We start from the raw sequence: 25,428 nt of genomic DNA, 5'->3' as shown, positions 1-25,428 counted from the left end.
GGCCATGGGGCTGAGCCTGTATGGCCAGGATGCCTACCGCATGACCAATGTGACGGGGGTTTATATCCCCGACGGCGTGGATGGCGAGCGGGTGCGGGCCCGGATGCGCGGGGAGTTCGAGATCGAGATCGGCACCGCCTTCGGGCCGCTGGCGGGGAAGGTCTGGCGGATCGGCGCGATGGGGTACAATGCGATGCGGCACAAGGTGCTGATTACGCTCGGTGCGCTGGAGGCTGTCTTGCGGGCCGAGGGCTATGCGCCGCCGGCGGGAGCGGCCATCGATGCCGCCCGCGCCGTTTATGGAGAATGACGGGCCTGGTTCAACTATGCCGGGTTTTCTCGATGGCGGCCTTCAGCGCGTCGTAATCCACAGCGCCGGGGATGATGTAGCGGGCGTCGAAGACGAAGGTGGGCGTGCCTTCCAGGTGGATGGCCTCGGCCAGCTCCGAATTGGCGCGCAGGGTGGCGGCGACGGCGGTACCGGCCATGTCCGACACCAGGCGGTCCGGGTCCAGGCCGGCCTGTTTCGCCAGGAGGCGGATGCGGGTGGCGTCGGGCTTCGTGGTGTCGGTCATGATGGCGCGCTGCATGCGGAAATAGGCATCCTGGCCGCCCTGCAGCGCGGCAGCGACGATGGCCTGTGCCGTCAGCAGGCTGGCCGGGCCCAGCACCGGCACGACTTTCTCCACGATGCGCACGTCGGGGTCGTCATGGACCAGCCGGTCCAGGTCGGGCAGCACCTTGCGGCAATAGGGGCAGCGCGGATCGTAGAATTCGAGCACCGTCGTCCGGGCCCGGGGGGCGCCCAGAATCGCGTCGCTGGGTGCCGGCGTCGTCAGGGCCGCCCGGTTGGTGGCCAGCGCGTCGCGGGTGCGAGTCTGTTCCTGTGCCTCGGCCCCGGCGCGCAGGGCGGCGATCGCGTCGGACAGGATCGAGGGGTCCGTCTTCAGCGCGTCGCGGACGATGGCGACGATTTCCTTGCGCTGGGCCGGGGTGAATCCGCTGTCATCGGCACGGGCGGGGGCTGCGGACGACAGGGCCAGCATCATGCCGAGGGCGCCCGGAAGCGCCGTGCGGAGCCTGGCGAGGCTGCGGGACGAGAAAAAAGACAAGGGCGGCCTCCGGCGCTCGGGTTCCGTATCGGGGCTGTCTGTAGAGCAGAATGGGGTGGCGCGGAAGAGCGCCGGGGGACAAGGCGAGTTGCCGATGCTCCCGAAGACCGCTAATTCCCGATAGCCCGGTGGTTTCATCCTCGGGGCATGACGGCGGTAATGGAGAATCTGTGCGTGCGTGAACGTCCCCTGAACCACCCGTTGCGCCGTTGCGGGGCCTTGCTGCTGTCCACGGTCCTGGCTACGGCGCTTGGCGGATGTTCGGTCAAGTCCTTCAATGACCCGTTGGGATCGGCCAGCCACGCCCTGTTCGGCGGCGGGTCCGACATGCCGAAGGGGCCGACCTACCTGACTGGCTATATCGGCAATGTCGTTTCGGACGAGCCGCAATCCGCCATGGTTGCCCGCGACGTTCTGGCGCGGGGCGGCAATGCCGCCGACGCGGCGGCGGCGCTGGGGATGACGCTGGCGGTCACGCTGCCGTCGCGGGCCTCGCTGGGGGCGGGCGGCGCCTGCCTGGCGTGGCGCCCCGGCGAATCCGACGGCGGTCGGGCGTTCCTGTTCCTTCCGGTTGCGGGATCGACGACGCCCGAGCCGGGGAGCGCGCCGGTCGACCGCCCGGCGGCGGCGCCGATGCTGGCACGCGGGCTGTATCTGATGCATCTGCGCTATGGCAGCGTGGAGTTCGCCGAAACCCTGACGCCGGCGATGCAATTGGCGCGTGGCGGCATTTCGGTCAGCCGGGCACTGGCCACGGACCTGGCGGCCGTCCAGGGGCCGCTGCTGGCTGATCCGGGCGCGCGGGCGATCTTTAGCCGGGGCGACGGCAAGGTGCTGGCCGAGGGTGACGCCCTGGTGCAGCAGCGCCTGACCGGTGTGCTGGAACAGATCCGCAGCATGGGGGTGGGCGACCTTTATAACGGGGCGCTGGCGCGCTCGTTCGTCGCCGGCAGCCAGGGCGCGGGGGGTGGATTGACGGTGGCGGACCTGCGCGGTGCCGTTCCGGTCGAGACCGATCCGCTGACGGTGCGCGTGGGCGAGGTGCGGGTCAGTTTCCTGCCGCCGCCGGCCGATGGCGGGCTGGGCAGCGCGGTTGCCTTCCGGGCCCTGAATGAAGGCGGCCAGAGCGATCGTGCCGGCCAGTCGGCGGTTGCCGCCTGGCGCGGCCAGACGGCGGGTGCGCAATCGGGCGCCGAGTTGATTGCCAGGGCGCAGGCTGTGGTCGATTCCGGCACGGTTCCGGCCGGTGGAACGCTGCCGCATCTGCCGGCTTCGACCTCGTTTGCCGTGGTCGACCGGCATGGCGGGGCGGTGGCGTGCAGCCTGACGATGGATAATCTGTTCGGCATCGGCCGTGTCGCAGGGAGCACGGGCATTGTGATGGGGGCGTCGCCGCGCCGCCTGCCGCCGCCGCTGCTGACGGCTGCGATCGCCAGCGAAGGCAGCAGGTTCCGGGCCGCGGTGACCGGATCGGGGCAGAATGACGCCGCCGATGCGGTCGCGGCCGAAATGAAGCAGGTGCTGGCGGGCGAAAAGCCGGGTGCGCGGCCGGTGACGGCGGATGGGCGCATCAACGCGATTTCCTGCCCGGCGGGGCTGCCGGGGGGCGAAGGGAGCTGTGCCGGTGGTACCGACGCGCGTTCGGCCGGCCTGTCGGTGGGATCGGACTGAGGACCGGTGCCGGGTCCGGTGTGGCCGCTTGTGGATGATCATGTTTTGTTCTAGTTTTCGTTTGGTCGGGACCGCCGGGGCGCGGCGGGCAGGACCCGGGGTTTTCATGATATCGGAACGGGATTGAAGGCGATGGCGCAGGCACCGGGCATTGACAAGAGCAAGGCGCTGGAAGGCGCGCTGAGCCAGATCGAACGTGCGTTCGGCAAGGGATCGGTGATGCGCCTGGGGCAGCGCGCCAACGAGGCGGTGGATGTGGTCTCCACCGGCTCGCTGGGGCTGGATATCGCGCTGGGCATCGGCGGCCTGCCGCGTGGCCGCATCGTCGAGATTTACGGCCCCGAAAGCTCGGGCAAGACGACCCTGGCGCTGCATGCGATCGCCGAAGCCCAGAAGAAGGGTGGCGTCTGCGCGTTTATCGACGCCGAACACGCGCTGGACCCCGGCTATGCCCGCAAGCTGGGGGTCGATGTCGACAATCTGCTGATCAGCCAGCCGGATGCCGGTGAACAGGCGCTGGAAATCGCCGATACGCTGGTGCGCTCGGGCGCCATCGACGTGCTGGTGGTGGACAGCGTCGCGGCCCTGGTGCCGCGCGCGGAGCTGGAAGGCGACATGGGCGACAGCCATGTCGGCCTGCATGCGCGGCTGATGAGCCAGGCACTGCGCAAGCTGACCGGCACGGTCTCGCGCTCCAACACCATGATGATCTTCCTCAACCAGATCCGCCTGAAGATCGGTGTCATGTTCGGCAGCCCGGAGACGACGACGGGCGGGAACGCGCTGAAATTCTATGCCTCGGTGCGCCTGGACATCCGCCGTATCGGGCAGATCAAGGACAAGGACGAGGTCGTGGGCAACCAGACCCGCGTCAAGGTGGTCAAGAACAAGATGGCCCCCCCGTTCCGGCAGGTCGAATTCGACATCGTGTATGGCGAGGGGATCAGCAAGATGGGCGAGCTGATCGATCTGGGCGTCAAGGCGGGCATCGTCGAGAAATCGGGGGCCTGGTTCTCGTATGACAGTCAGCGGATCGGCCAGGGGCGGGAGAATTCCAAGCAGTTTCTGCGCGACCATCCCGAGATGGCGGCCGATATCGAACGGCGCGTGCGCGAGCAGGCGGGCGTGGTGGCCGAGGCGATGCTGGTCTCTCCCGGCGAACAGGATCTTGCCGACGCCGAGTAACCGGCGCGGGGCGATGAGCCGGCACGCGGGGCCGCGTGGCCTCGCATTGCTGGCTCTGCTGGCCGGTCTGACGGCCTGCGGGTTCAAGCGGCCGGATGGGGAGTCGATCGATGTGCCGCCCCTGACCCTGTTCAGCGGGCAGGAGCGGCCGGGCGCGACCCAGACCGCGGCGGCCGGCCGGCAGCATGATGGGTCGCAGCCGATGTCTGCCGCGCCGGCGGGGCGGCAGCCGGATTATCAGCCGCTTCCCGATGCGTGGGGCATGCAGATGATTGCTTCCGGGTTCGATTCCAATGCCGCCGGGGACGACGGGCAGAAGGAAGATGCCGGGCATTATGTGATCCCGGACACGCAGGTGAGTTATGGCGCCCGTGGCCGTGGGCAGACGGTGAGGGGGCAATAGGCCACGGTGCCTGATTGGAAATGGGCGCTGGCGGCGGGTTCCGCGCGCGTTTCCCATCGGGCCCCGAGTCACGTCTGTGTCATGAGACGGCCGGAATGTGGCGGTTTTGTGCCTTTTTTTGACCGAAGAGGCCGAATGCGGGGGCGGAGGGGCGTGGGGTCCACTGGATCGCTCCAGGCGTTGATGTTACGCCGCGCTGAACGAGGCCGGAATGACGGTCCATCCTGGGGAAGCGGATTCATGACGGTTGGCACGAAACCTGGCGGCATCTGCCCGGTCCGGGCATAGAGCATGATGCTGCGGATGCCTCCGTGGGGGTCGGTGTCGCGGGACGGCGATCCACCGCTTCCATATCTGACCTTTTCGCGTTCCGACTGGGCGGCGTTGCGGGCCAACGTGCCGCTCTCGCTGTCCGAGGACGAGATCGCGGCGCTGCGCGGCCGGAACGAGCCGGTGTCGCTGGCCGATATCACCGAGGTTTATCTGCCTCTGTCGCGCCTGCTGAACCTGTATGTCATGGCCTCGCGCGGCCTGAACAGCATGGTCGAGAGCGCGTTCCTGGGGTGTCCGCGCATTTCGGTGCCGTTCATTATTGGTATCGCCGGCAGTGTGGGTGTGGGCAAGAGCACCTTTGCCCGCCTGCTCCAGGCCGTGCTGTCGCGCTGGCCGGATCATCCGCGCGTCGACCTGGTGACGACCGACGGGTTTCTGCTGCCGACGCGGGTTCTTGAGGAACGGAGCCTGATGCAGCGCAAGGGCTTTCCGGAGAGCTACGACCTGCGGCGGATGATCGCCTTCCTCGCTGCCGTCAAGGCGGGCGAGCGGTTGCAGCAGGTGCCGCTCTATTCGCATGAGGCCTATGACATCGTGCCTGACTGTTTCCAGACGGTGGACCGGCCGGATATCCTGATCTTCGAGGGGCTGAACGTGCTGCAGACCGGTACCGACCGGTCGATGGTGGCGTCGGATTATTTCGATTTCTCGATCTATCTCGATGCCACGACCAGCGATATCGAATCGTGGTATGTGGAGCGGTTCCTGCTGTTGCAGTGCACGGCGTTCCGCAAGCCGACTTCCTATTTCCATCATTATGCCGACCTGTCGCCGGCCGAGGCCAAACGGGTCGCTGGGCAGATCTGGAACCGGATCAACCTGCCCAATCTGGAAGCCAATATCCTGCCCACGCGTGAACGCGCGCGGTTGATCATGCGCAAGGGGCGGTCGCACGCCATCGACGAAGTTCGCCTGCGCTATCTGTGAGGGTATCGGCGTCGCGCGCCGGATGGCTGCATGACGGCCATGTTCCGCCATTGATCCCGATGCGATAATCTCGAGACTGTTTCGGGAGGTAGGTTCGATGGTCCGGGTGATCGGTCTGATGAGTGGCACGTCGCTGGACGGGGTGGATGCCGCCGCCATCGAGACGGATGGTATCATGGTCGGGGCGGCCGGGCCGACGACGACCGTTCCCTTTCCGCCCGAGCTTCGGGCGCGGACCCGGGCCATTCTCGATCGTGCGGCGACCCTGCGGGTGGATGATCCGGAACTGCTGGCTGTCGAGCATGATCTGACGTGCCTGCATGTTGCGGCGGTTCGCGCTCTGGACTGGCCGGCGGATCTGATCGGTTTCCATGGCCAGACGATCCTGCACCGTCCGGAGGAGCATCGAAGCTGGCAGATCGGTGATGCCGGCCTGCTGGCGGCGGAAACCGGGGTGCCGGTCGTGCATGATTTTCGCAGCGCGGATCTTGCCGCGGGGGGCGAAGGGGCGCCGCTGGTGCCGGTCTTTCACCAGGCCCTGGCCCTTGGGCTGGAACATCCTTTGGCCGTGCTGAATATCGGCGGGGTGGCGAATGTCTCGCTGCTCGGGGCGTCGGGAGAGTTGCTGGCCTGCGATGTGGGGCCGGGCAATGCGCTGCTGGATGATTGGGCGATGCGCCATACCGGCGTGCCCTATGATCGTGACGGGGCGTTGGCCAGGGCGGGGCGGGTCGATGAGGCGGTTCTGGGGGACCTGATGGGCGACCCGTTCTTCCGTCGGCCGGCGCCGAAATCGCTCGATCGCCTGTCGTTTCATCGTGCCATGGACCTGCTGGCGCATCTGTCGCCGGCCGATGGGGCGGCGACGCTTGCCGCCTTTACCGTTCGGGCGGTGGCGGAATTGCCTCTGCCATTCGCGCCGCGCCGCTGGCTGGTCTGTGGTGGTGGGCGTCGTAACCCCGTGCTGATGGAGGGCTTGCGGCAGGCGCTGGGCGTTGTCGTCGAACCGGTCGAGGCCGTGGGATGGAACGGCGACGCGCTGGAGGCCCAGTGCTTCGGTTTTTTGGCCGCGCGTGCCGTGCGTGGGCTGCCGCTCTCGTTCCCCGGAACCACCGGGGTGGAGCGCCCTGTCAGTGGAGGGCGGCTGGAAGAGCGGGGGGTGCCTGCCGCCGCGACGCGGATGCTGGATCTGCTGCGGCAGGGATAAGGCCTCGACCCGATCAGTCGTCTGTCTGGCGGGGGATGCCGAGGGTATCGAGGCGATCGCGGACCTGGCTCAAGAGGGCCGTGTCTCCGTCGGGGCCGAGGGCGTGCAGGGTGCGCTCCATGGCCAGCAATACGTCCGATGTCGCATCGCCGACCGCGCGCCGCCACCAGTCCAGGGCCTCGGCACGCTTGCCCATCGCCAGCAGCGTCGATGCATAATTATGCTGTCCGCGATAATCGCCGCCTTCGGCCGAACGACGGTACCATGTGAGGGCCGCGGTGGGGTTGCGTTCGGTGTGCCAGCCCTCTTCGGTGAAGCGGGCGACCAGGTTCATCGATTTGGCGTGTCCGCGTTCGGCGGCGCTGCGGAACAGTGCCAGCGCGCGGCGTAGATCGGCCGGCATGCCGAGGCCACGCATCGTCATGATGCCCAGATTGTAGCATCCCCAGAGGTCGCCCAGGCGCGCTGCCGTTTCGTAGCTGGCGGCGGCGGCCGGGAGGTCGACCGGGCCGCCCCATCCGAAATGATGGCATCGCCCGAGCATGTTATGGGCGGGCGCGTAGCCGGCGGAGGCGGCGATTTCATACCACCGTCGCGCCTGTTGCGGGTTGGACGGCACATAGATGCTGTCGAGCAGGATGTCGCCCCAGCACACCTGCTCCGGAACATGGCCCTGCGCCGCCCGGATGCGGATTTCGTCGATGAAATCGGGCAGGGGAGGCGGTGTGTCCCTGTCGCGCCGGCGCTGGATGGCGGTCTTTTTCAGGGTGTCGAGAAGCCGCATCTGTAGGGAACCCGTGACGGTTGACGCTTGGCGCTACAAACCATGACCGGGGCATTTGTGCAATTGATAATCTGTCGCAATCAAGCTATTCAGCGATCTTGCATGTCGCCCGCATGGGGCGTTGCCGTTCGTCCGGGCGCGGACCATGCAAGCGCCATAGATCGAGACCGCCATGTTGCTGCATATCCCCAATGTTCTCTCGGCCGATGAGCTTCTTCACTGTCGCCGCGCGCTTGCCGAGGCGAACTGGGCGGATGGGAGGGTGACGGCGGGGCCGCAATCGGCGGCGGCCAAGAACAATCTCCAGATCCCGCTGGACCATCCGCTGCATCGCTCGCTGGGCGAGATCGTGCTGCGTGCGCTGGGGCGGAACAATCTGTTCAACAGTGCGGTCGTGCCGCTGCGCGTCGTGCCGCCGCTGTTCAACCGCTATGACGAGGGCATGTCGTTCGGCGCGCATGTGGACAATGCCATCCGGCCGATCCCCAATTCCGGCGGCATGCGTATCCGCACCGATGTCTCCTCGACGCTTTTCCTGACCGATCCGGAAGAGTATGACGGGGGCGAGCTGAGAATACACGATGCCTCGGGCGTGCAGGAGATCAAGCTGCCGGCCGGGGACATGATCGTCTACGACACCACGGTGCTGCATGATGTGACCCAGGTCACGCGCGGCAGTCGCTGGGCGTCGTTTTTCTGGACGCAATCGATGGTCCGGGACGTGGAGCGGCGGCGAATCCTGTTCGACCTGGATCGCACGATCATGGATCTGCGCACGCGTCTGGCGGATGACGATCCTGCCGTGCTGGAACTGGTGAATTGTTATCATAACCTCATGCGCCAATGGTGCGAACTCTGAAGGCCGTTTCAAAAGCCCCGCTGGCGGCGGCCTGACGGGGGTTTCCTGTGCTTCGTGGCGGGCGGCCCACAAGGCCGCTCCGCTCCGATCTTCATGACCTGCAGGTTACTCGGAAACATATGACGGGCGTGCCGCTGTGCGGCACTCTCGCTCACCAGTCCACATTTCCGGTCGGGCTCCGAGCGAGAGTGTCCTGAAATTATCTAGAGATTTCAGTGTTCTGGTGTAGCCCCCGGCGAGACTGCTCCGTCGGGAGCGAGCAAGACATTTTTTGTCGTAAATGAATTTCTTGACGCTTTGTACCTCTCATGAAACATACGCTGTTAATGCGAGTGGTTCGCATTTTCATGTATGACATTGAGGAAACCCCGGCGAATGGGTGTCACTGGAAAATGGCGTGCGGCGCAGCAGGTGTCGCCCCAACGCGGTCAGGTCCTGTGTGGTCTGGCGATGGCGATGATCGGGTCGCAGGGGCTGGCCGCGACGCCGGGTGTGGCGGCGTCGGACAAGCTGACCGACGAGGAAAGGAAGAAGGCGCATCAGGATCGGCCCAACCCGCGGCACGAGCACATCGAAGTCGTGGGCATGTGGCATGACATGTCGCCGAAATTTACCGCCTCGCTGATCGATACGCCCAAGAGCGTTTCGATCATCTCGCGCCAGTTGCTGACCCAGACCGCGTCGAACACGCTGGCCGATGCGTTGCGCAACGTGCCCGGTATCACGATGGGCGCGGGTGAGGGGGGCAATCCGGTCGGCGACCGGCCGTTCCTGCGTGGTTTCGATGCGCAGTCGAGCACCTTTGTCGACGGATTGCGCGATGTCGGCGCGCAGTCGCGTGAGACGTTCAACGTGGAATCGATCGAAGTCGTCAAGGGCGATACCGGGGCCATCGCCGGGCGGGGCGGGGCCGGCGGTGCGATCCTGATCAACACCAAGATGCCGACCCTGAAGAACGCGATCGATGCCAATCTCGGCTTCGGTAATGCTGATTACAAGCGCGGCACGTTTGACGGGAACTGGCGGATCACGGATACGGGCGCCTTCCGGCTGAACCTGATGGGCGACGACCAGGGCGTGGCGGGGCGCGGGCCCACCCATTATCGCCGGTATGGCGTGGCGCCGTCGCTGTCGTTCGGGCTTGGAACGCCGAACCGCATCACCGTGATGTATTACCACATGCAGAATGACGACGTGCCCAATGTCGGTATTCCGTACAACAACCCGACCTTCAACCCGCGCACGGATGGTACGGCACGCGTTATGGCGACCGGGAACGGCGAGCCGGTCAATGTGCCGTTCGATACATGGTATGGGCTGAAGAATCGCGATGCCAATCAGGACGGCATCGACATGGGGACATTGCGCCTGGAGCATGATTTCAGCAGTACCCTGCATCTGCGCAATACCACGCGTTACTCGGAGACCACCCAGAACGACATGTGGACGCAGCCAGACGACAGTCAGGGCAATATCTATTACGGGTATGTCTACCGCCGCCTGAACAGTCGCATCTCGACTTTCGATACGGCGACCAATCAGACTGATTTCTATGGGTCGTTCGATCTGGCAGGGTTCAAGAACCAGTTCGCCACCGGTGCGGAATTTACGCGCGAGCAGGGCAAGAACGACACGGATACCGCCTATATCAACGGGCAAAACGTGACGTCGGGCACCGGCTTCACCCATTGCGCGACGGCGTTGGCTTTATCGTCCGGCACCTGTACCTCGCTGTTCAATCCGAACCCGAACGATCTGTGGCCCGGCGACATCCGGCGGACGCGTAATCCGAACAGTACGCGCTTCGATACCAAGGCGGTCTATCTGTTCGACACGATCACGCTGCTCAAGCAACTGCAGGCTAATGTCGGCGTGCGCTATGACAATGTGCAGAGCACCTATCGCGCGGCAACCGGCGAATATGGGCGTGGCGACAATCTGTTCACCTACCAGGGCGCGCTGGTCTACAAGCCGCGTTCCAATGGCTCGATCTACGCCTCTTACGCCACGTCGGCGATCCCGCCGGGCAATTCGGTCGGTCAGGGTTCGGACGATATCAGCCTGGGAGCGGACCGGACGGGCAATATCGGTGCCGTTCTGAAGCCGGAACGCGACCGTACGATCGAGGTCGGCACCAAATGGAATCTGTTGCATAACCGGCTGATGGTAACCGGTGCGCTGTTCCAGATCGACGCCACCAATTTCAAGATCACCACCTCGACGGGCGGAATCGACAACGGGGGCACCAAGCGGGTTCGGGGCTTCGAGGTCGGTCTGAACGGACAGATCACCCGCGATTGGTCGATCAATGGCGGCTTCACGTATCTGGACGCGCGGCTGCTGAAGGCCGGCGGTTCCGGTGCTGCGGCCGGGTTGATGGACGGGCGTCATGCGCCGAATACGCCGGAGAACAGCCTGGCGCTGTGGACGACCTATCGCGTCATCGAGCCTCTCACGATTGCGGGCGGGGTCTATTACATGAGCAAGGTGTACGGCACGGACTCCCCGACTGCGCCGAAATTCGTCCCTGGCTATTATCGGTTCGACGTCATGGCGAATTACAAATTCATGAAGCACTACAGCCTTCAGCTCAACATCCAGAACCTCGCCAACAAGCGCTATTTCACCCAGGCTTATGCAGCGCATTACGCAATGCAGGCGCCGGGCCGGACGGCGCTGGTGAACCTGAACGCGCATTTCTGACCGGCGCAATGCGGGAGGCTGAACCCGACCAGACGACGGCCTGTGTCGCGACGATCTGCGACCTGGCCGGCGGCGGGCTGGCCGATGCGCAGCTCGCGCTGGGGCAGATCCTGCTGGATGGTGTGCTGCTGCCCCGCGACGCGCGCGCGGCGCTGGGGTGGTTTCTGGCGGCGGCGCGGCAGGGCAGTGCCATGGGGTGCAACATGGTCGGGCGCTGCTGCGAACTGGGCTGGGGCATGGCTGCCGCCCCGGCCGAGGCGCTGCGCTGGTATCGTCGGGCCGCCTGTGCCGGCCTGGATTGGGGCATGTACAATTATGCCACCGGCCTGAGCCTGGGCTGGGACGGGCCGCCCGACCATGTGCGGGCGCTGGCCTGGTTCCGGCGGGCCGCCGCGCGGGGACACTGCAAATCCTTCAACATCATCGGCGGTTTTTATGAAGATGGATGGGCGGTGACGCGTGATCTGGTCCAGGCGCGGGCATGGTATGTCCGCGCCGCCGAGGGTGGCGATTTTCGCGGGCATTTCAATCTCGCCCGCTTTCTTCTGGCGGAAGGCGAGATGATCCGGGCGCGCCGGCATTTCGAGAATGCCTGGCAGACCGCGACGCCGGCCTTTCGAACGCGAATGGAGCAATTTCTCGTGGGGAGCGGGATCGAGATGCGTTTTCGCCCGTCCCCGAGCGGCTGAAGCGGTGCGGACAGGCCCCTGGCATGCCCGCGCCGGCTCCTTGCGGTTTCTGGTGCCACACTGCCGCCGAAGCTGGGCAGTGTGGCTGGTTCCCAGGTGTTAGAAACCGAGTACGCCGTCCATACCGAAGGTGAACACACCTGTATTGCGACCGTCATTGAACGGAGAGGTTCCGTTCAGCGACCGGTCGAAGCGGATTTCGGGCCGCAGCTCGAAGACACGGACCCCATGGCCGAGAGTTGGCCTGTAGGTTACCCCGAGGGTCAGCGCGCCATAGGTTGTGGGAGGCGCTGCCTCCAGCGGGACCGCGGCGCCCGTAAAGGCGGTCATGTACGCGGTGTTGTTCAGGAAGCTGAGGACGAACTGACCGGTATTGTCGCGGTAGATTTCACCACGATAGTTGAAGGTCAGCGATGGGGTGATCTTGTAGCTGAGGAAGCTCACGAAGCTGTAGGTGTCGGCCCGCAGGCCCTCATCATGCAGATAATTGAACTCGCCCGTGACCGAAAGCTTGTCGTTGATCTGGTACGCGGCGTTGATATCGTTCCAGTACCGCATGTCGCTGTCCGCGCGTGGACCGAAGGCCGCAACGGCATTTTCCGGACCGATGCGGCTGAGTTCGATGATGTTGAGCTTGCCGCCCGCAAGTCCGTTCAGGTTGAAGCCGAAATATCCCGCCGCTTCATGGTTGGGGTCGCTCTTGCCGAACGTGGTCTGATTGCCGGTATCGACGCCGAACGTGACATCGAGGATCGGGATGACATGCCATTTGAACATCGCACCGACATGTTCGAACGGCACCGAATATTCGGATGTATAGGCGAGGGTATAGAAGGGACGCGTCGTGGGATCGAGCGTTTCGACCCCCATCGGCGCCTGGAGAATGCCGGCCTGCATATCCAGGCCGCCGCTGGTCAGCCATGGCAGATGCACGTCGACATGGGCCTGGGCCGGGATCAGCTGATAGCGGTTCGAGAATGCGCGATCCGAGACGCCCAGCAGATGATAATAGCGTGCATCGGAACCGTAGAGCCCTTCCAGCGTGAAGCCGATCTGATATTCGCTCTTGCTCGGGTCGATGGCTTTTGAAAGCGTGAATTCGAGCTGGTTCAGCTGGACCTGGTTGGCATGGTCGGCGAGGAAGTTGCCGAAATTGATTCCGTTATCGGGGCGGGCCGGATTGGCCATGATTCCACCCTCGATCTGGCCGACCAGGGTGACATCATTGAGCCATTGGGAAAAGCCCGACTTGTTTGACGAATTGCTGAATACCGCAACCTGGGCCTGGGCCGCCGCAGGAAGAACGAGACCACTTGCCGTGAGAAAAAGCGAAATAGAAAAACGAGATTGTTTTCTTAAGTTCGACACGCTTCGTTCCCTCTCTTTATTATGAGGGGGAAGTAACCCTCCCCCTCTCTGTGTTAGTGACGAAGTGGCGCCTGAATCTTGTCGTTCAGTTGATGCGTTCTCCGTGAAGGGTCATGTCCAGCCCTTCTTCTTCCTGGTCCGCCGTGACGCGCAGGCCGATCGTCAGGTCAACGATCTTGAGCAGGATGAAAGTTGCCACGGCGCACCAGACGATGGTGATGCCCACGGCCTTGGCCTGGGAGACGAACTGCGCGAACGAACCGATGATGCCGCCGGGATTGGCATCGGTGGCCGAGAGTGGTCCATAGGCGAACACGCCGGTCAGCAATGCGCCGATGATGCCGCCGATGCCGTGCACGCCGAACGCGTCCAGACTGTCGTCATAGCCCAGCATGTGCTTGAGCGAGGTGGCGGCCCAGAAGCAGACCACGCCGGCCACCACGCCGATGATCAGCGCGCTGCCCGGCAGGACGAAGCCCGCCGCCGGTGTGATGGCGACTAGGCCGGCGACGGCGCCGGAGATGATGCCCAGCACGGTCGGCTTGCCGCGGCGGGCCCATTCGGCCAGCATCCAGCCGAGGCCGGCGGCGGCGGTGGCGATCTGGGTCGTGGTCATGGCCATGCCCGCGCGGCCGTTGGCGCCGATGGCCGAACCGGCATTGAAGCCGAACCAGCCCACCCACAGCAGCGACGCGCCGATGACGGCATAGGTCAGGTTGAAGGGCGACAGATCGTCCTGCCCATAACCCTTGCGCTTGCCCAGCACCAGGGCCGTGACGAGGCCGGCGATACCGGCATTGATATGCACGACGGTGCCGCCCGCGAAGTCGATGGCGCCCAGGCCGGCGACCCAGCCCAGCGGACTCCACACCCAGTGGGCGATCGGCGAGTAGACGACCAGCGACCACAGGATGGTGAAGACGCACAGGGCGCTGAACTTCATGCGTTCGGCGAACGCACCGGCGATCAGCGCCGGGGTGATGATGGCGAACGTCATCTGGAACATCATCCAGACGCTTTCGGGGATCGTCATCGTGACTGCGTTGGGGGTGCCCGCGCCCATCGTGAATCCGATATCGGCGCCCTTGGCGATATGCGCGCCGATGCCGTTCAGCAGGACGCGCGACAGGTCGCCGATATAGGGGGTGCCGGTGCCGAAGGCCAGGCTGTAGCCGGCCACCATCCAGACGATGGTGACGATGCAGCAGATCGCGAAGGACTGCATCAGCGTCGCCAGCACGTTCTTGCGGCGGACCATGCCGGCATAGAACAGGGCCAGGCCCGGGATCGTCATCATCAGCACCAGCGCGGTGCTGACCAGCATCCATGACGTGTCGCCCGTGTCGATCGCGGGGGGCGCGGGCGGGGCGTCGGCGGCGAGGGCGGGGGAGGACAGGGCGACGATCGGGACAAGAGGAACCAGGGCCTTGATGACACCTGAGAGCCTGAGAGCCCGGAACATGAAAGAGGGATTCCTCATAGGGCGGTATCCCCCGTTTCACCTGTACGAATGCGCATTGCCTGCTCCAGATCAAGAACGAAGATTTTCCCGTCACCGATTTTCCCGGTGTTGGCGGCCGTACGGATGGCCTCCATCACAGGATCGGCAAGGTCGCTCGGGACTGCGACTTCAAGTTTCGATTTCGGAACGAAATGTGCCTGATATTCCGCACCGCGATAGATTTCGGTCTGGCCTTTCTGGCGACCGAATCCTTTCACGTCGGTCACGGTAATCCCTGTAACGCCGATGGCGGACAGGGCCTCACGCACGTCATCAAGTTTGAAAGGTTTTATTATTGCGACTATAAGTTTCATGATTTCCTCCCTGAGGAATCGCTCGTCGCCGAAAGACTTGCGCAATGCGGCACGATCGAGGATGACTGGCCGCCGGATGAAGTATCAGGTGGCCAATGCGGAGCGGGAATGCACGCCGTTTATGGGGGACGTGGTATTCCACCCATTCTCTACTGAGGCATGGAGCAGGAGCGCGCCCATGGAAGCCGTGCTTCCAGGCGTGTCCCTCTCGGGTTGCCCAGTAAATAATTGAAGCCCTATTCCGACAAAACGGCCCATTGTGACCCGCCTACCGATAAGTTCAATTCTGACGCTTCATGCAAGAAAAATGGCGGTTCTTGATGAGTTGGTACCAGATTTCATGCTCCGCGCCGTAAGTGTTGCATAATCAAAACGTTTTTGTCAACCCCGAGGGGCGCGCGAAGGGCACGCATCATACCAGGACAGGTCACCCCGTTTGTGCCGGGACGGGATGGGTTGCCGTGACCGTCCGGTCCTGCCTCATGGCAGGACAGGCGCGGTTCGCGGCTTCGATTTCTAGATATCGGCTATCGGGGGATAGAGTTCCGTCATGAAAACCGGGATAACGACATGACTGCGTCTTCTGCGCCTGCTGGGGCCGGGATCATTCGCCTGATCGCCTGTGCCGCTGGCCTTGTGGTGGCCAATATCTATTACGCCCAGCCGCTGATCGGCCTGATCGGTCCGGATATCGGCCTGGCGCCGGCATGGCTGGGCAGCATCGTCATGCTGACGCAACTGGGGTATGGCTGCGGCATGATCGGCCTCGTCTCGCTGGCCGATATCGTGGAGAACCGGCGGCTGGTGCTGGTGGCGCTGGGTGGGCTGGCCCTGACGCTGCTGGCCTCAGCCTTCGTGCGGTCGGCGGGGGCATTCCTGCTGATGGCGTTCGCCATCGGCGTCTTTGCTACCGCTACCCAGGTGCTGGTGCCGCTGGCGTCGCACCTGTCGGCCGAGAAGGATCGCGGCCGCGTGGTGGGTACGGTCATGGGCGGGCTGATCGGCGGGATCATGCTGGCCCGGCCGTTCTCCAGCGTCGTCGCCGATTATGCCGGCTGGCATACCGTCTTCCTGGCCTCGTGCGCGATGACGCTGGTGCTGATGGCGGCGCTGGCGCGCGGCCTGCCGCGCCGGCAGCCCGTGCATGACGGGCTGACCTACCTGCACATCCTGGCGTCGCTGCCCGGTATCCTGCGCGATACCCCGCTGCTGCGCCGGCGGGCGTTCTATCAGGGATCGGTGTTCGCTGCGTTCAATGTCTTCTGGACGGCGGTGCCGCTGCAACTGGCGTCGGCACCGTTTCATCTGGGGCAGACGGGTATTGCGCTGTTTGCCCTGGCCGGGGCGGGGGGCGCGCTGGCGGCCCCCGTGGCCGGGCGCCTGGCGGACCGAGGGCTGACCAATGCCGCGACGACAGGGGCGATGGTGATGGTGGCGGGGGGCTTCGCGCTGGGGCTGGCGGCGGTGGCGGGCCAGGCGCTGGTGCCGCTGGCGGTGGCGGCGATCGTGCTGGATGCCGGCGTGCAGACCAACCAGGTGATCAGCATGCGGGCGATCTACATGCTGCGGCCGGAGATCCGGGGACGGCTGAACGCCCTGTTCATGACCATCGTCTTCCTGTGCGGGGCGGCGGGGTCGGTGCTTGCGGCCGCCCTGTTTCACCAGGGCGGGTGGCAGGCGGTTTCGCTGGCCGGTGCCGTGCTGCCCCTGGTTGCGCTGGGGCGGCAGGTTGTGGCGGGCGAAGCCGCGCGGCGTTGAGTGGCGCGCCCGGCCGGCAGGCCGGGCTTTGGGACCATTCAGGCGGTCTTCTTGGCTTCGATCAGTTCGCGGTAGATGTCGAGATAATCCTCGGCCATGCGCCGGGCGGTGAAGCGCTGCTCGAATCGCTCGCGGATGCGGTCGGATTGCAGCTCCGGCAGGCGGGCGCAGGCGGTGATGGCCTCGTGCTCGTCATCCACGATCAGGCCGGTCAGCCCGTCTTCCAGCACTTCGGGGACCGAGCCGCGACGGAAGGCGACGACGGGCGTGCCGCAGGCCATGGCCTCGATCATCACCAGGCCGAACGGCTCGGGCCAGTCGATCGGCATCAGCAGTGCCCGCGCGCCGGACAGGAAGGCGGGCTTCTGCCGGTCGTTGATCTCGCCGATCAGCTCGACGCCCTCGCCCAGCATCGGGACGATCTCGCGCTCGAAATACTCGGCGTCGACCTTGTCGATCTTGGCGGCGATCTTCAGCTTCACGTTGAGGGCGCGGGCGATGCGGATTGCCTTGTCCACGCCTTTTTCCGGGCAGATCCTGCCCAGGAAGGCGAAATAGTCGCGCGGGCCCGGCTGCGGCGTCAGCAGCTTCTCGGGCAGGCCGTGCAGCACGGTGCGGACGTAATGGGCCTGGGGCAGGGGCAGGCGCTGGTTGTTGGAGATCGAGACGATCGGCACCTTGGGGAAGGCGTCGAACACCGGCTGCAGCTCCATCAGGTCCAGGCGGCCGTGCATGGTGGTCAGCATCGGCGTCTTCTGGCGGCTGAAATAGGTGAAGGGCCAGTAATCCATATGGAAATGCAGGATATCGAACTGCTCCGCCACCCGGGCGACCTGCTCCATCATCAGCATGTGCGGCGCGATCGGGTCGCGAATCGCGGGGTCGAGGCGCAGGGCCTGCGGCCAGCAGGCGGTCAGCCGGGCGGAGGTCACGCTGTCGCCGCTGGCGAACAGGGTCACATCATGGCCCATGGAAGTCAGTTCTTCCGTCAGGAAAGACACGACACGCTCGGTGCCGCCATACAGTTTGGGCGGTACGGCTTCATGGAGCGGCGCGATCTGGGCGATACGCATGGGGCAGTTCACTTCTTTCTTCCGCAGGAATGGACAGGGGATGCTAGCGTGCGATCACGAAACGGCAAATCGATGGCAGGCCTTGAGGGCACGCCGCGATGGCGGGCCGGGTGCAGGTGGAACGAACCGGGATAAGGGATGTTCCATCCCATGGGCCGGCTTGCCCGGCATCTGCGGGGAAGGGCAGGGAGAGCCTATCTTTCTTCCCCTCGATCCGGATAGATAAACATCTCAAGGTGTGGAACTTTCCGCGCGTCACGACGACCGGATGAACCGGCAGCAGAGAGGGCAGCCGATTTTGGCGACTGATACCGAGACCACCATTTCAGACGATCAGTTGGTTCATTATCTGGGCCGGCCGCTTTCCTTCGTCGTCCGCTATGCGCGGGGTCATGCGCTTCTGCATGCCGTGATCTTCCTTTCGGTCATGGTCGCTGTCGGCTGCACGGTCGGTGCCACATATGCCACCCGTTTCCTGGTCGATACCATGACCATGCACGGTGTGGGAGATATGCACCCCGTCTGGAATGCGGTGGCGATCCTGGTGGCGGTCATCACCTTCGACAATATGTCGTGGCGGGTGGCCGGGTGGTTTGCCACCTATGCCTTTGTGGCCATGACCGGCGACGTGCGGCGCGACCTGTTCCGTTACCTGACGAGCCATTCCGCCGGCTATTTTGCCGACCGTATGCCGGGCGCCATGGCGGCGCGCATTTCCACCGCGTCCATGTCGGTGTTCACGCTGGAAAACCTGGCGGCGTGGAATGTCCTGCCGCCCTGCCTGAACGTGGCGCTGTCGATCGGCCTGCTGCTGACGATCAGCCCGGTCATGGCGGGAGTGATCGTGACGCTGTCGGCGGCGTTGTGCTTCCTGATGTTCCGCATGGCGGCCGGCGGGCGGGGCATGCACCAGCATTATGCCGCCGAGGCGGCGCGCGTGGATGGCGAGATGCTGGACATCGTCAACAATATCCCGCTGGTCCGCTCGTTCGGCATGACGCAGTACGAGCGGCTGCGCCTGGGCGACACCATGCGCCAGGAAATGGGGGCGCGCAGCCGGTCGCTGCGCTACATGGAAAAGCTGCGGCTGGTGCATGCGGTGCTGACGGCGGTGCTGACGGCGGGCCTGCTGTTCTGGGTGGTGATGCTGTGGCATCTGGGCCGGGCCAGCATCGGCGACGTGGTGATGGTGGCCAATCTGGGCTTCATGATCCTGCACGGGACCCGTGACCTGGCCGTGGCGCTGGTGGAGACCATCCAGCATATCGCCCGGCTGGACGAGGCGCTGTCCGCCATCCTGGTGCCGCATGAAATGGTCGATTCCCCGAACGCACGGGGCTTTGCCGGCCCGGTGCGCGGGGAGGTGGCGTTCCGCGAGGTGATGTTCGCCTATCCGGGCGGGAAGCCGGTCCTGTCGCATTTCAACCTGGTGGTCGAGGCCGGGACGCGGGTGGGGCTGGTGGGGCGGTCCGGGTCGGGCAAGAGCACGATCCTGGCCCTGATCCAGCGCCTGCGCTACGTGCAGGGCGGGGCGATCCAGATCGACGGTGTCGATATCCGCGACCTTGACGAGAAGAGCCTGCGGGCCTGCATGTCGGTGGTGCCGCAGGACGTATCGCTGTTGCGGCGGTCGGTGATGGAGAATATCCGTTATGGCCGTCTCGATGCGACGGATGACGAGGTGATCGCCGCCTCGATCGCCGCCGGATGCCGCGATTTCATCGACGCGATGCCCGAGGGCTTCCAGACGGAGGTCGGGGACCGGGGCGTCAAGCTCTCGGGTGGGCAGCGGCAGCGGATCGCCATTGCCCGTGCGTTCCTGCGTAACGCGCCGATCCTGATTCTCGACGAGGCGACCAGCGCCCTGGACAGTGAGAGCGAACAGCGCGTGCAGGAGGCGCTGGACCGGCTGAAGGTCGGGCGCACCGTGATTGCGGTGGCCCACCGCCTGTCCACCCTGCGCGATTTCGACCGGATCGTGGTGATGGATCATGGCCGGATCGTGCAGGACGGGCCCGTGAGCGTTCTGGAACGGACCGAAGGCCCCTATCGCGATTTCCTCGAACGCCAGTCCATGTTCATCGAGGGCACGGTGTGACGTGATGACGAACTATCGGAATGACGGGAATGAGCAAGATCTGATGCCGCGCGCGGTGGCATGGCCAGATGGAAGGGAGACCGGCGTGCCTGCCGGCGAGAAGGGGCGCCGTGGCGCCGAGGCGGGCCGGTCTGCCCATGCGGCGGAGAGCGGCAGGCGGGCCCTGAGCGCCGATGCCTATGAATATATTCGCAGCGGCCTGATCCGCAGCCGCTATCGGGTGGGCCAGAGGCTGGTGCTGCGCCCGCTGGCCGCGGAACTGGGGCTGAGCCCCACGCCGGTGCGTGAGGCACTGCTGCGGCTGGTGTCGGAACAGGCGCTGGACCTGAACGACCGCAACACGGCGGTGGTGCCGGACATTACGCCTGCCAGTTTCCGCGAAATCCACCGGCTGCGCGTCGACCTGGAAAGTCGGCTGATCCAGGCGGCGGCACTGCGCGCCACGCCGGAGGAGCTGGATGCCCTGTCGGACCTGCATGAGAGGTTCCAGCAGGCCTGCGCGCGGCAGGATGAGGGCATGATGGCGGCGGGCAATGCCGATTTCCATGCGATGCTGGCGACCATGGCCGACCTGCCGCTGACGGCGAACATCCTGCATAATCTCTGGGCGCGGATCGGACCGCTCTATGCCCTGGCGCGCACGGCGCCGCCCGCGCGGCCGCCCGGCGTGCCGCACCCGCATGACGAGCTGATCGCGGCACTGCGCGCGCATGATCCGGATGCCGCTACCCGCGCACTGATCGCCGACGCGGATTATGCGCGAAGCTGGATCGAGCCGCTTCTACCGCTGGCGGATGCGGGCAGCACGGTATGACTGGAGCGCTTGCGCGCGTCGCTGGCGCCGTGGCGATGACGGGAGTGATTGTGGGAGGCTGCGTTCTGCTGGGCGGGGCTGTCCTGCGGTCGCCGTTCTGCCTGGACGCGCTGGATTGGCTGGGCCGCCATCTCTGGGTGCTGCTGACGCCGGGCCTGCTGGCCGGGGTATGGCGCAGGCGGAATCCGTCCTATGCGGAGCGCATTCAGGCGGGACGCTGAGCATGGCGGGTTCCGGGATCGGGCTCGACCGACCCCGGAACCACCTCAGTCGGCTTTGGCGGCGGGTTTTGCTTCGGGGACTTCGATGTCGATCTCGAGCATCGAGACGCCGGCGCCGCGATCCATCTTGATCTGGACCTTGTCCTGGTCGACGGAGATATGCCGCTTGATGACCTCCAGGATTTCCTCCTGCAGCTTGGCGATCAGTTCCGACTGGCCTTCGCCGGCGCGCTCGTGCGCCAGCAGGATCTGCAGCCGGTCACGGGCGATGGGAGCCGAGGTCTTGCGTCCGAACAGCGATGTCAGGAAGCTCATGCGACACTCCGTTTGAACAGCCAGTCGAACAGGCCCTTGCGTTCGGTGGGGACGCTGACATCCAGGGTCTCGCCCTCCAGCCGGCGCACCGCTTCGAAATAGGCGCGGGACGGTGCGCTGGTCGGGTTGGACAAGGTGACCGGCATGCCGAGATTCGAGGCCCGCAGCACCTCCTCGCTCTCCGGAATGATGCCCAGCAGGGGGATCGACAGGATTTCCAGCACGTCTTCGGTGCGCAGCATTTCCCCGCGTGCAGCGCGCGACGGGTCGTAGCGCGTCAGCAGCAGGTGCTTGTCGATCTTCTCGCCCTTCTTGGCGCGCTCGGTGGTGCTGTCGAGCATGCCGATGATGCGGTCGCTGTCGCGTACCGACGAGACCTCGGGGTTGGTCACCACCACGGCCTGGTCGGCATGGTACATCGCCAGCTGCGCGCCGCGCTCGATGCCGGCCGGGCTGTCGCAGATCACCCAGTCGAATTTCTCGCGCAGTTCCTCGATCACCCGGGCGACGCCCTCGGGGGTCAGGGCGTCCTTGTCGCGGGTCTGCGAGGCGGGCAGGATCGACAGGGTTTCCACGCGCTTGTCACGGATCAGGGCCTGCGCCAGCTTGGCGTCGCCCTGCACGACGTTGATCAGGTCGAACACCACGCGGCGTTCGGCCCCCATCACCAGATCCAGGTTGCGCAATCCGACGTCGAAATCGACGACGACGACATTTTTCCCGGTCTGGGCCAGTGCCGCGCCGAGGGCAGCGGTCGATGTGGTCTTGCCCACACCGCCCTTACCCGAAGTGACAACCAGCACCTTGGCCATATGCGTGTTTCCTTATGTCCGGACCTGCCGTTCTGCGGCATCGTCTTGATATGAATCTAATGGCGGAAATGTGGTGAGGGCAACGGGAAAGCGGGATTTTCGTCAGAGGCTGTTTCAAAAGTTTCGATGGCCACCGCCAGCGGGGCTTTTGAAACAACCTCTCAGTTCAATGTCCGGACGACCAGGGTATCGTCCTCCAGCATGGCCTGGGCGGAGCGGTCGAGCAGGGTTGGGTCGATTTCCTCGGCGATCATGTAATACCCGTCGATCGCCAGGAGCTCGGCCTTCATCACCGCCGCGAAGATCCGCGCCCCGGTCTGCCCCCCCATGCCGGCGATCGCCCGCCCGCGCAGGGTGCCGTAGACATGGACCGAGCCGCCGGCCGAGATTTCGGCCCCCGAGGCCACGGACCCGATGACCACCACATCTCCGTCGGGGTTCTGGACCGACTGCCCCGACCGTACCGGCCCCTCGACGATCAGCGCCGCCGCCGGCCCTGATGGCGCGGGAGGCATGGGCGCGGCATGGCCTGTATTGTCCTCGGGCAGTTCCACCGTGCCGGCGGCGCGGCCGCCGTCGAAGCCCATGGGCCAGTCCCAGCCGGCCACCGCCGGCCAGTCCGGGTCGCCCCCTTCGATTCCGATGACGCGGACCCCGCGCTCCAGCAGGGCGGGATAGAGTTCCGCCAGTCCTTCGGCGTCGCCTGCCAGCAGGCCCAGATCCAGGATGATCGGCTTGCCCACGAAGAAGGAGGGCGAGCGCGCGATCTGGGCATCCAGCCCGCGCAGCCAGTCGTCCAGTTCGGCTTCGGGGGAAAGCACCAGGGCCAGGAATGAGCGGCCACGGGCGCGGATGCGGGGAAGCGGTCGGGTTTCGTCGGACAAGGGCGTCACGGACCTTCACGTTGCGGGGAAGGGAACCCGTTCCAGCTACCGTGAGAACGGGGCGCTGTCGAGCGATCCGCGCGTGCGGGCTGCGATTTCCGCGGGGGCGCGCGGCGGGCCTTGGCGAGGCGGGATTCGATGGAATAAACTGTCACAATGCGCATTCTCTATCATCTTCCTCTCTCGCCCTATTGCCGCAAGGTTCGTCTGGTCCTGGGCGAGAAGCGGCTGCCGTTCGAACCGATGATGGAACGGGTCTGGGAACGCCGGCCCGAATATCTGTCGGCCAACCCGGCTGGCACCGTCCCCATGCTGGTCGAGGAAAACGGGCTTTCGATTCCCAATTCGTCCGTGATCTGCGAATATCTGGAGGAAGCCTATCCCGATACGCCGCTGCTGGGGCGGACGCTGGCCGAGCGCGTCGAGGTGCGGCGGCTGGTTGCCTGGTTCGACGAGAAATTCGCGAACGAGGTCACGCAGAACCTGCTGCATGAAAAGGTGATGAAGCGGATTGCGGGACGGGGCAACCCGGACGGCAATGCGCTGCGGGCCGGATATGCCAATATCCGCTATCATATGTCGTATCTGGACTGGCTGGCGGAGACGCGGAAATGGCTGGCGGGGCCCACCCTTTCGCTGGCCGATTTCGCCGCCGCGTCCCATCTGTCCTGCCTGGATTTCATCAACGATGTCGATTGGAGCAAGGCTCCGGCCGCCAAGGACTGGTACGCCAGGATGAAATCCCGCCCGTGCTTCCGCCCGCTGCTGAATGATCGGGTGACGGGAATCGTGCCGCCGGATCATTACGCCGACCTCGATTTCTGACCGGCCGATGTCCGTGACGATCGATGCCGACGCCATCGTCCTGGGCGCCGGGGCGGCCGGGCTGATGGCGGCGCTGGCCGCCGGCCAGCGCGGGCGGCGCGTGGTGGTGCTGGACCATGCGGCCGAAGCCGGGCGCAAGATCCTGATTTCGGGCGGTGGGCGCTGCAATTTCACCAATCTGGATACGGAGGCCGGGCGATTTTTGTCCGGTAATCCGCATTTCGCCAAATCGGCCCTGGCCCGTTTCGGCCCGTCCGACATCCTGGAGATGATCGGCCGCCACGGCATTGCGTGGCACGAGAAGACGTTGGGGCAATTATTCTGCGACGGATCGGCGCGGCAGGTGGTGGCCATGCTGCTGGCGGAATGCGCGGCCGGCGGCGTGGATATCCGCCTTTCGCACCGGATCGTGGGGGTGACGGGCGGCGAGGGGTTCAGCGTGGAGACCGATCGCGGGATCTTCCGCGCGCCGTCCCTGGTGCTGGCGACCGGTGGCCTGTCGATTCCGCGCATGGGGGCGAGCGGGCTCTCGCATGGGCTGGCCCGGCAGTTCGGGCTGCGCGTCACGCCCACGGCCCCGGCGCTGGTTCCGCTGACGCTGGATGCGGCGGAGTTGGAATGGACGCGCGAGCTGGCCGGCGTTTCGCAGGACGTGCTGGCCCAGTGCGGTGGCGCGCGGTTTCGCGAATCGATGCTGTTCACCCATCGTGGCCTGTCCGGGCCGGCGATCCTGCAGATTTCGTCCTATTGGGAGCCGGGCCGGGCGATCAGCCTGAACCTGCTGCCCGGATGCGATGCCGGTGCCGTACTGCGCGAGGCGAAGCGCCAGCGGCCACGGGTCGAGGGGCGGACGATGCTGGCGGGCTTTCTGCCGCAGCGTTTTGCGCAGGCGATGGCGGCGCGCCATCTGCCGGAACGGCCGGTGGGCGATGTCTCCGACACGGTGCTGAACCGCCTGGGCCAGGTTCTGGCCGGGTGGAGCCTGACGCCGGCCGGGAGCGAGGGCTTTGCCAAGGCCGAGGTGACGCGTGGTGGCATCGATACGCGCGACCTGTCGTCACGCACCATGGAGGCCCGGGCGGTGCCCGGCCTCTACGCGGTGGGCGAGGCGGTGGATGTCACCGGCTGGCTGGGGGGATATAATTTCCAGTGGGCCTGGGCCAGCGGCCATGCGGCCGGTCGTGCCATTGCCGAGAAGGGTTGAAAGCCGGGCAGGCAACTACCCGGTGCGGCCAGCCGTTTGATGGTCCTTGTCCCATGGAACGGGAGGACGGAATGGCGACCTATCGCATTGCGCGCCGGTTGGTCACGAAAGGGCAGATGGTCCTGATCCTGGCCGGGCTGGCGGCGCTGCCTGCCGGATGCACGGGCGTGGCGGAGGGATATCCGCCGCCGCCCGGCGCGCCGATCGCCGGTTACGGCTATCTGTGCAAGGCGGGCGTCTATAGCTGCCATCTGCCGACGCAGGTGCCGCTGGGATCTGCGTGCTCGTGCCCAGGGCTGGGAGCGCCGTCTTACGGGAACGTGCATTAAGCGGGTGGGTGGGGGAGGGAGGCCGTATGGTCTTTCTCC

24 protein-coding genes and 1 pseudogene are annotated in these 25,428 nt (G+C 65.4%); 16 read left to right on the top strand and 9 right to left on the bottom strand.

The features are described 5' to 3' along the window. Positions 1–310 (top strand): annotated as a pseudogene (locus tag HLH35_RS11255) (alanine--glyoxylate aminotransferase family protein); the annotation flags it as partial. A 10-nt stretch (positions 311–320) separates the two neighbouring features. Here the strand turns inward: HLH35_RS11255 and HLH35_RS11250 are convergent. Continuing rightward, a complete protein-coding gene (locus HLH35_RS11250) occupies positions 321–1,112 on the bottom strand; it encodes a DsbA family protein (protein ID WP_408870118.1) in 792 nt (263 codons plus the stop codon). Positions 1,113–1,259: 147 nt separating this feature from the next. Between HLH35_RS11250 and HLH35_RS11245 the strand changes: the two genes are divergently transcribed. The 5 genes from HLH35_RS11245 to HLH35_RS11225 all read left to right on the top strand — a co-directional run bounded on the left by HLH35_RS11245 (position 1,260) and on the right by HLH35_RS11225 (position 6,838). Next, positions 1,260–2,783, top strand: a complete 1,524-nt coding sequence (locus HLH35_RS11245; protein ID WP_182979208.1) for a gamma-glutamyltransferase — start codon at positions 1,260–1,262, stop codon at positions 2,781–2,783. Positions 2,784–2,915: 132 nt separating this feature from the next. Further along, positions 2,916–3,968: a recombinase RecA gene (recA, locus tag HLH35_RS11240; protein ID WP_182979207.1), complete on the top strand. Its 1,053-nt coding sequence runs from the start codon at positions 2,916–2,918 to the stop codon at positions 3,966–3,968. 13 nt (positions 3,969–3,981) lie between these two features. After that, positions 3,982–4,371: a hypothetical protein gene (locus HLH35_RS11235; protein WP_246385028.1), complete on the top strand. Its 390-nt coding sequence runs from the start codon at positions 3,982–3,984 to the stop codon at positions 4,369–4,371. Positions 4,372–4,662: 291 nt separating this feature from the next. Further along, entirely contained in the window at positions 4,663–5,631 is a 969-nt protein-coding gene (gene coaA, locus HLH35_RS11230) for a type I pantothenate kinase (RefSeq protein WP_182979206.1), read from the top strand. 97 nt (positions 5,632–5,728) lie between these two features. Next, a complete protein-coding gene (locus HLH35_RS11225; RefSeq protein ID WP_182979205.1) occupies positions 5,729–6,838 on the top strand; it encodes an anhydro-N-acetylmuramic acid kinase in 1,110 nt (369 codons plus the stop codon). A gap of 13 nt (positions 6,839–6,851) precedes the next feature. Here HLH35_RS11225 and HLH35_RS11220 read toward each other — a convergent pair whose 3' ends face one another. Next, entirely contained in the window at positions 6,852–7,622 is a 771-nt protein-coding gene (locus tag HLH35_RS11220) for a tetratricopeptide repeat protein (RefSeq protein WP_182979204.1), read from the bottom strand. 172 nt (positions 7,623–7,794) lie between these two features. Between HLH35_RS11220 and HLH35_RS11215 the strand changes: the two genes are divergently transcribed. From HLH35_RS11215 to HLH35_RS11205, 3 genes are all read left to right on the top strand, one after another. Beyond that, entirely contained in the window at positions 7,795–8,481 is a 687-nt protein-coding gene (locus tag HLH35_RS11215) for a Fe2+-dependent dioxygenase (RefSeq protein ID WP_182979203.1), read from the top strand. A gap of 375 nt (positions 8,482–8,856) precedes the next feature. Then, complete coding sequence (locus tag HLH35_RS11210) at positions 8,857–11,184, top strand: TonB-dependent receptor (RefSeq protein ID WP_182979202.1); 2,328 nt, start codon at positions 8,857–8,859, stop codon at positions 11,182–11,184. Between the two features lie 8 nt (positions 11,185–11,192). Further along, entirely contained in the window at positions 11,193–11,873 is a 681-nt protein-coding gene (locus HLH35_RS11205; RefSeq protein WP_182979201.1) for a tetratricopeptide repeat protein, read from the top strand. A gap of 99 nt (positions 11,874–11,972) precedes the next feature. Here HLH35_RS11205 and HLH35_RS11200 read toward each other — a convergent pair whose 3' ends face one another. From HLH35_RS11200 to HLH35_RS11190, 3 genes are all read right to left on the bottom strand, one after another. After that, entirely contained in the window at positions 11,973–13,241 is a 1,269-nt protein-coding gene (locus tag HLH35_RS11200; protein WP_182979200.1) for an outer membrane beta-barrel protein, read from the bottom strand. 85 nt (positions 13,242–13,326) lie between these two features. Beyond that, positions 13,327–14,703: an ammonium transporter gene (locus HLH35_RS11195; protein ID WP_182979199.1), complete on the bottom strand. Its 1,377-nt coding sequence runs from the start codon at positions 14,701–14,703 to the stop codon at positions 13,327–13,329. Positions 14,704–14,717: 14 nt separating this feature from the next. After that, positions 14,718–15,056, bottom strand: coding sequence for a P-II family nitrogen regulator (locus tag HLH35_RS11190; protein WP_182979198.1), 339 nt, complete (start codon positions 15,054–15,056; stop codon positions 14,718–14,720). A gap of 570 nt (positions 15,057–15,626) precedes the next feature. Here HLH35_RS11190 and HLH35_RS20220 point away from each other — a divergent pair. Continuing rightward, positions 15,627–16,814: an MFS transporter gene (locus tag HLH35_RS20220; RefSeq protein ID WP_182979197.1), complete on the top strand. Its 1,188-nt coding sequence runs from the start codon at positions 15,627–15,629 to the stop codon at positions 16,812–16,814. A gap of 38 nt (positions 16,815–16,852) precedes the next feature. Here the strand turns inward: HLH35_RS20220 and HLH35_RS11180 are convergent, their stop codons facing one another. Continuing rightward, a complete protein-coding gene (locus tag HLH35_RS11180) occupies positions 16,853–17,887 on the bottom strand; it encodes a glycosyltransferase family 4 protein (RefSeq protein ID WP_182979196.1) in 1,035 nt (344 codons plus the stop codon). Between the two features lie 268 nt (positions 17,888–18,155). Here HLH35_RS11180 and HLH35_RS11175 point away from each other — a divergent pair, with 268 nt between their 5' ends. The 3 genes from HLH35_RS11175 to HLH35_RS11165 all read left to right on the top strand — a co-directional run bounded on the left by HLH35_RS11175 (position 18,156) and on the right by HLH35_RS11165 (position 21,020). Further along, positions 18,156–19,985, top strand: coding sequence for an ATP-binding cassette domain-containing protein (locus tag HLH35_RS11175; RefSeq protein ID WP_182979195.1), 1,830 nt, complete (start codon positions 18,156–18,158; stop codon positions 19,983–19,985). Positions 19,986–20,148: 163 nt separating this feature from the next. After that, positions 20,149–20,799: a GntR family transcriptional regulator gene (locus HLH35_RS11170; protein ID WP_246385034.1), complete on the top strand. Its 651-nt coding sequence runs from the start codon at positions 20,149–20,151 to the stop codon at positions 20,797–20,799. Further along, a complete protein-coding gene (locus HLH35_RS11165) occupies positions 20,796–21,020 on the top strand; it encodes a hypothetical protein (RefSeq protein WP_182979194.1) in 225 nt (74 codons plus the stop codon). Before HLH35_RS11170 ends, HLH35_RS11165 begins: the two co-directional genes overlap by 4 nt. A 45-nt stretch (positions 21,021–21,065) precedes the next feature. On the opposite strand, the gene minE is transcribed toward HLH35_RS11165, so the two are convergent. From minE to minC, 3 genes are all read right to left on the bottom strand, one after another. After that, entirely contained in the window at positions 21,066–21,335 is a 270-nt protein-coding gene (gene minE, locus HLH35_RS11160) for a cell division topological specificity factor MinE (protein WP_182979193.1), read from the bottom strand. After that, positions 21,332–22,147, bottom strand: coding sequence for a septum site-determining protein MinD (minD, locus tag HLH35_RS11155; RefSeq protein ID WP_182965883.1), 816 nt, complete (start codon positions 22,145–22,147; stop codon positions 21,332–21,334). The genes minE and minD overlap by 4 nt, the downstream gene beginning before the upstream one ends. Before the next feature lie 161 nt (positions 22,148–22,308). Continuing rightward, on the bottom strand, positions 22,309–23,031 hold the full coding sequence (gene minC / locus HLH35_RS11150; protein ID WP_182979231.1) for a septum site-determining protein MinC: 723 nt from the start codon (positions 23,029–23,031) through the stop codon (positions 22,309–22,311). 156 nt (positions 23,032–23,187) lie between these two features. Between minC and fzlA the strand changes: the two genes are divergently transcribed. The 3 genes from fzlA (at position 23,188) to HLH35_RS11135 (ending at position 25,389) form a co-directional block, all read left to right on the top strand. Beyond that, a complete protein-coding gene (gene fzlA, locus HLH35_RS11145; RefSeq protein ID WP_182965879.1) occupies positions 23,188–23,856 on the top strand; it encodes an FtsZ-binding protein FzlA in 669 nt (222 codons plus the stop codon). A 7-nt stretch (positions 23,857–23,863) separates the two neighbouring features. Next, entirely contained in the window at positions 23,864–25,060 is a 1,197-nt protein-coding gene (locus HLH35_RS11140) for a BaiN/RdsA family NAD(P)/FAD-dependent oxidoreductase (RefSeq protein WP_182979192.1), read from the top strand. Positions 25,061–25,131: 71 nt separating this feature from the next. Then, the gene (locus HLH35_RS11135; protein WP_246385025.1) at positions 25,132–25,389 is read left to right on the top strand and encodes a hypothetical protein; all 258 of its coding nucleotides are present in this window, start codon (positions 25,132–25,134) and stop codon (positions 25,387–25,389) included. The last annotated feature ends 39 nt before the right edge of the window (positions 25,390–25,428 follow it).

It is taken from the genome of Gluconacetobacter asukensis, assembly GCF_014174375.1.
GTDB lineage: Bacteria > Pseudomonadota > Alphaproteobacteria > Acetobacterales > Acetobacteraceae > Gluconacetobacter > Gluconacetobacter asukensis.
Note: the sequence above shows the minus strand (reverse complement) of the source record. Positions and strands in the feature narration are given on the sequence as shown.

Coding starts and splice junctions, on each gene's coding strand:
- HLH35_RS11195 (WP_182979199.1), bottom strand. CDS start 14,703: ATGTTCCGGGCTCTCAGGCTCTCAGGTGTCATCAAGGCCCTGGTTCCT.
- HLH35_RS11220 (WP_182979204.1), bottom strand. CDS start 7,622: ATGCGGCTTCTCGACACCCTGAAAAAGACCGCCATCCAGCGCCGGCGC.
- minD (WP_182965883.1), bottom strand. CDS start 22,147: ATGGCCAAGGTGCTGGTTGTCACTTCGGGTAAGGGCGGTGTGGGCAAG.
- fzlA (WP_182965879.1), top strand. CDS start 23,188: ATGCGCATTCTCTATCATCTTCCTCTCTCGCCCTATTGCCGCAAGGTT.
- HLH35_RS11210 (WP_182979202.1), top strand. CDS start 8,857: ATGGGTGTCACTGGAAAATGGCGTGCGGCGCAGCAGGTGTCGCCCCAA.
- HLH35_RS11165 (WP_182979194.1), top strand. CDS start 20,796: ATGACTGGAGCGCTTGCGCGCGTCGCTGGCGCCGTGGCGATGACGGGA.
- HLH35_RS11135 (WP_246385025.1), top strand. CDS start 25,132: ATGGCGACCTATCGCATTGCGCGCCGGTTGGTCACGAAAGGGCAGATG.
- HLH35_RS11140 (WP_182979192.1), top strand. CDS start 23,864: ATGTCCGTGACGATCGATGCCGACGCCATCGTCCTGGGCGCCGGGGCG.
- coaA (WP_182979206.1), top strand. CDS start 4,663: ATGATGCTGCGGATGCCTCCGTGGGGGTCGGTGTCGCGGGACGGCGAT.
- HLH35_RS11190 (WP_182979198.1), bottom strand. CDS start 15,056: ATGAAACTTATAGTCGCAATAATAAAACCTTTCAAACTTGATGACGTG.
- HLH35_RS11235 (WP_246385028.1), top strand. CDS start 3,982: ATGAGCCGGCACGCGGGGCCGCGTGGCCTCGCATTGCTGGCTCTGCTG.
- HLH35_RS11245 (WP_182979208.1), top strand. CDS start 1,260: ATGACGGCGGTAATGGAGAATCTGTGCGTGCGTGAACGTCCCCTGAAC.
- HLH35_RS11225 (WP_182979205.1), top strand. CDS start 5,729: ATGGTCCGGGTGATCGGTCTGATGAGTGGCACGTCGCTGGACGGGGTG.
- HLH35_RS11205 (WP_182979201.1), top strand. CDS start 11,193: ATGCGGGAGGCTGAACCCGACCAGACGACGGCCTGTGTCGCGACGATC.
- HLH35_RS11180 (WP_182979196.1), bottom strand. CDS start 17,887: ATGCGTATCGCCCAGATCGCGCCGCTCCATGAAGCCGTACCGCCCAAA.
- HLH35_RS11215 (WP_182979203.1), top strand. CDS start 7,795: ATGTTGCTGCATATCCCCAATGTTCTCTCGGCCGATGAGCTTCTTCAC.
- HLH35_RS11175 (WP_182979195.1), top strand. CDS start 18,156: ATGAACCGGCAGCAGAGAGGGCAGCCGATTTTGGCGACTGATACCGAG.
- HLH35_RS20220 (WP_182979197.1), top strand. CDS start 15,627: ATGACTGCGTCTTCTGCGCCTGCTGGGGCCGGGATCATTCGCCTGATC.
- recA (WP_182979207.1), top strand. CDS start 2,916: ATGGCGCAGGCACCGGGCATTGACAAGAGCAAGGCGCTGGAAGGCGCG.
- minE (WP_182979193.1), bottom strand. CDS start 21,335: ATGAGCTTCCTGACATCGCTGTTCGGACGCAAGACCTCGGCTCCCATC.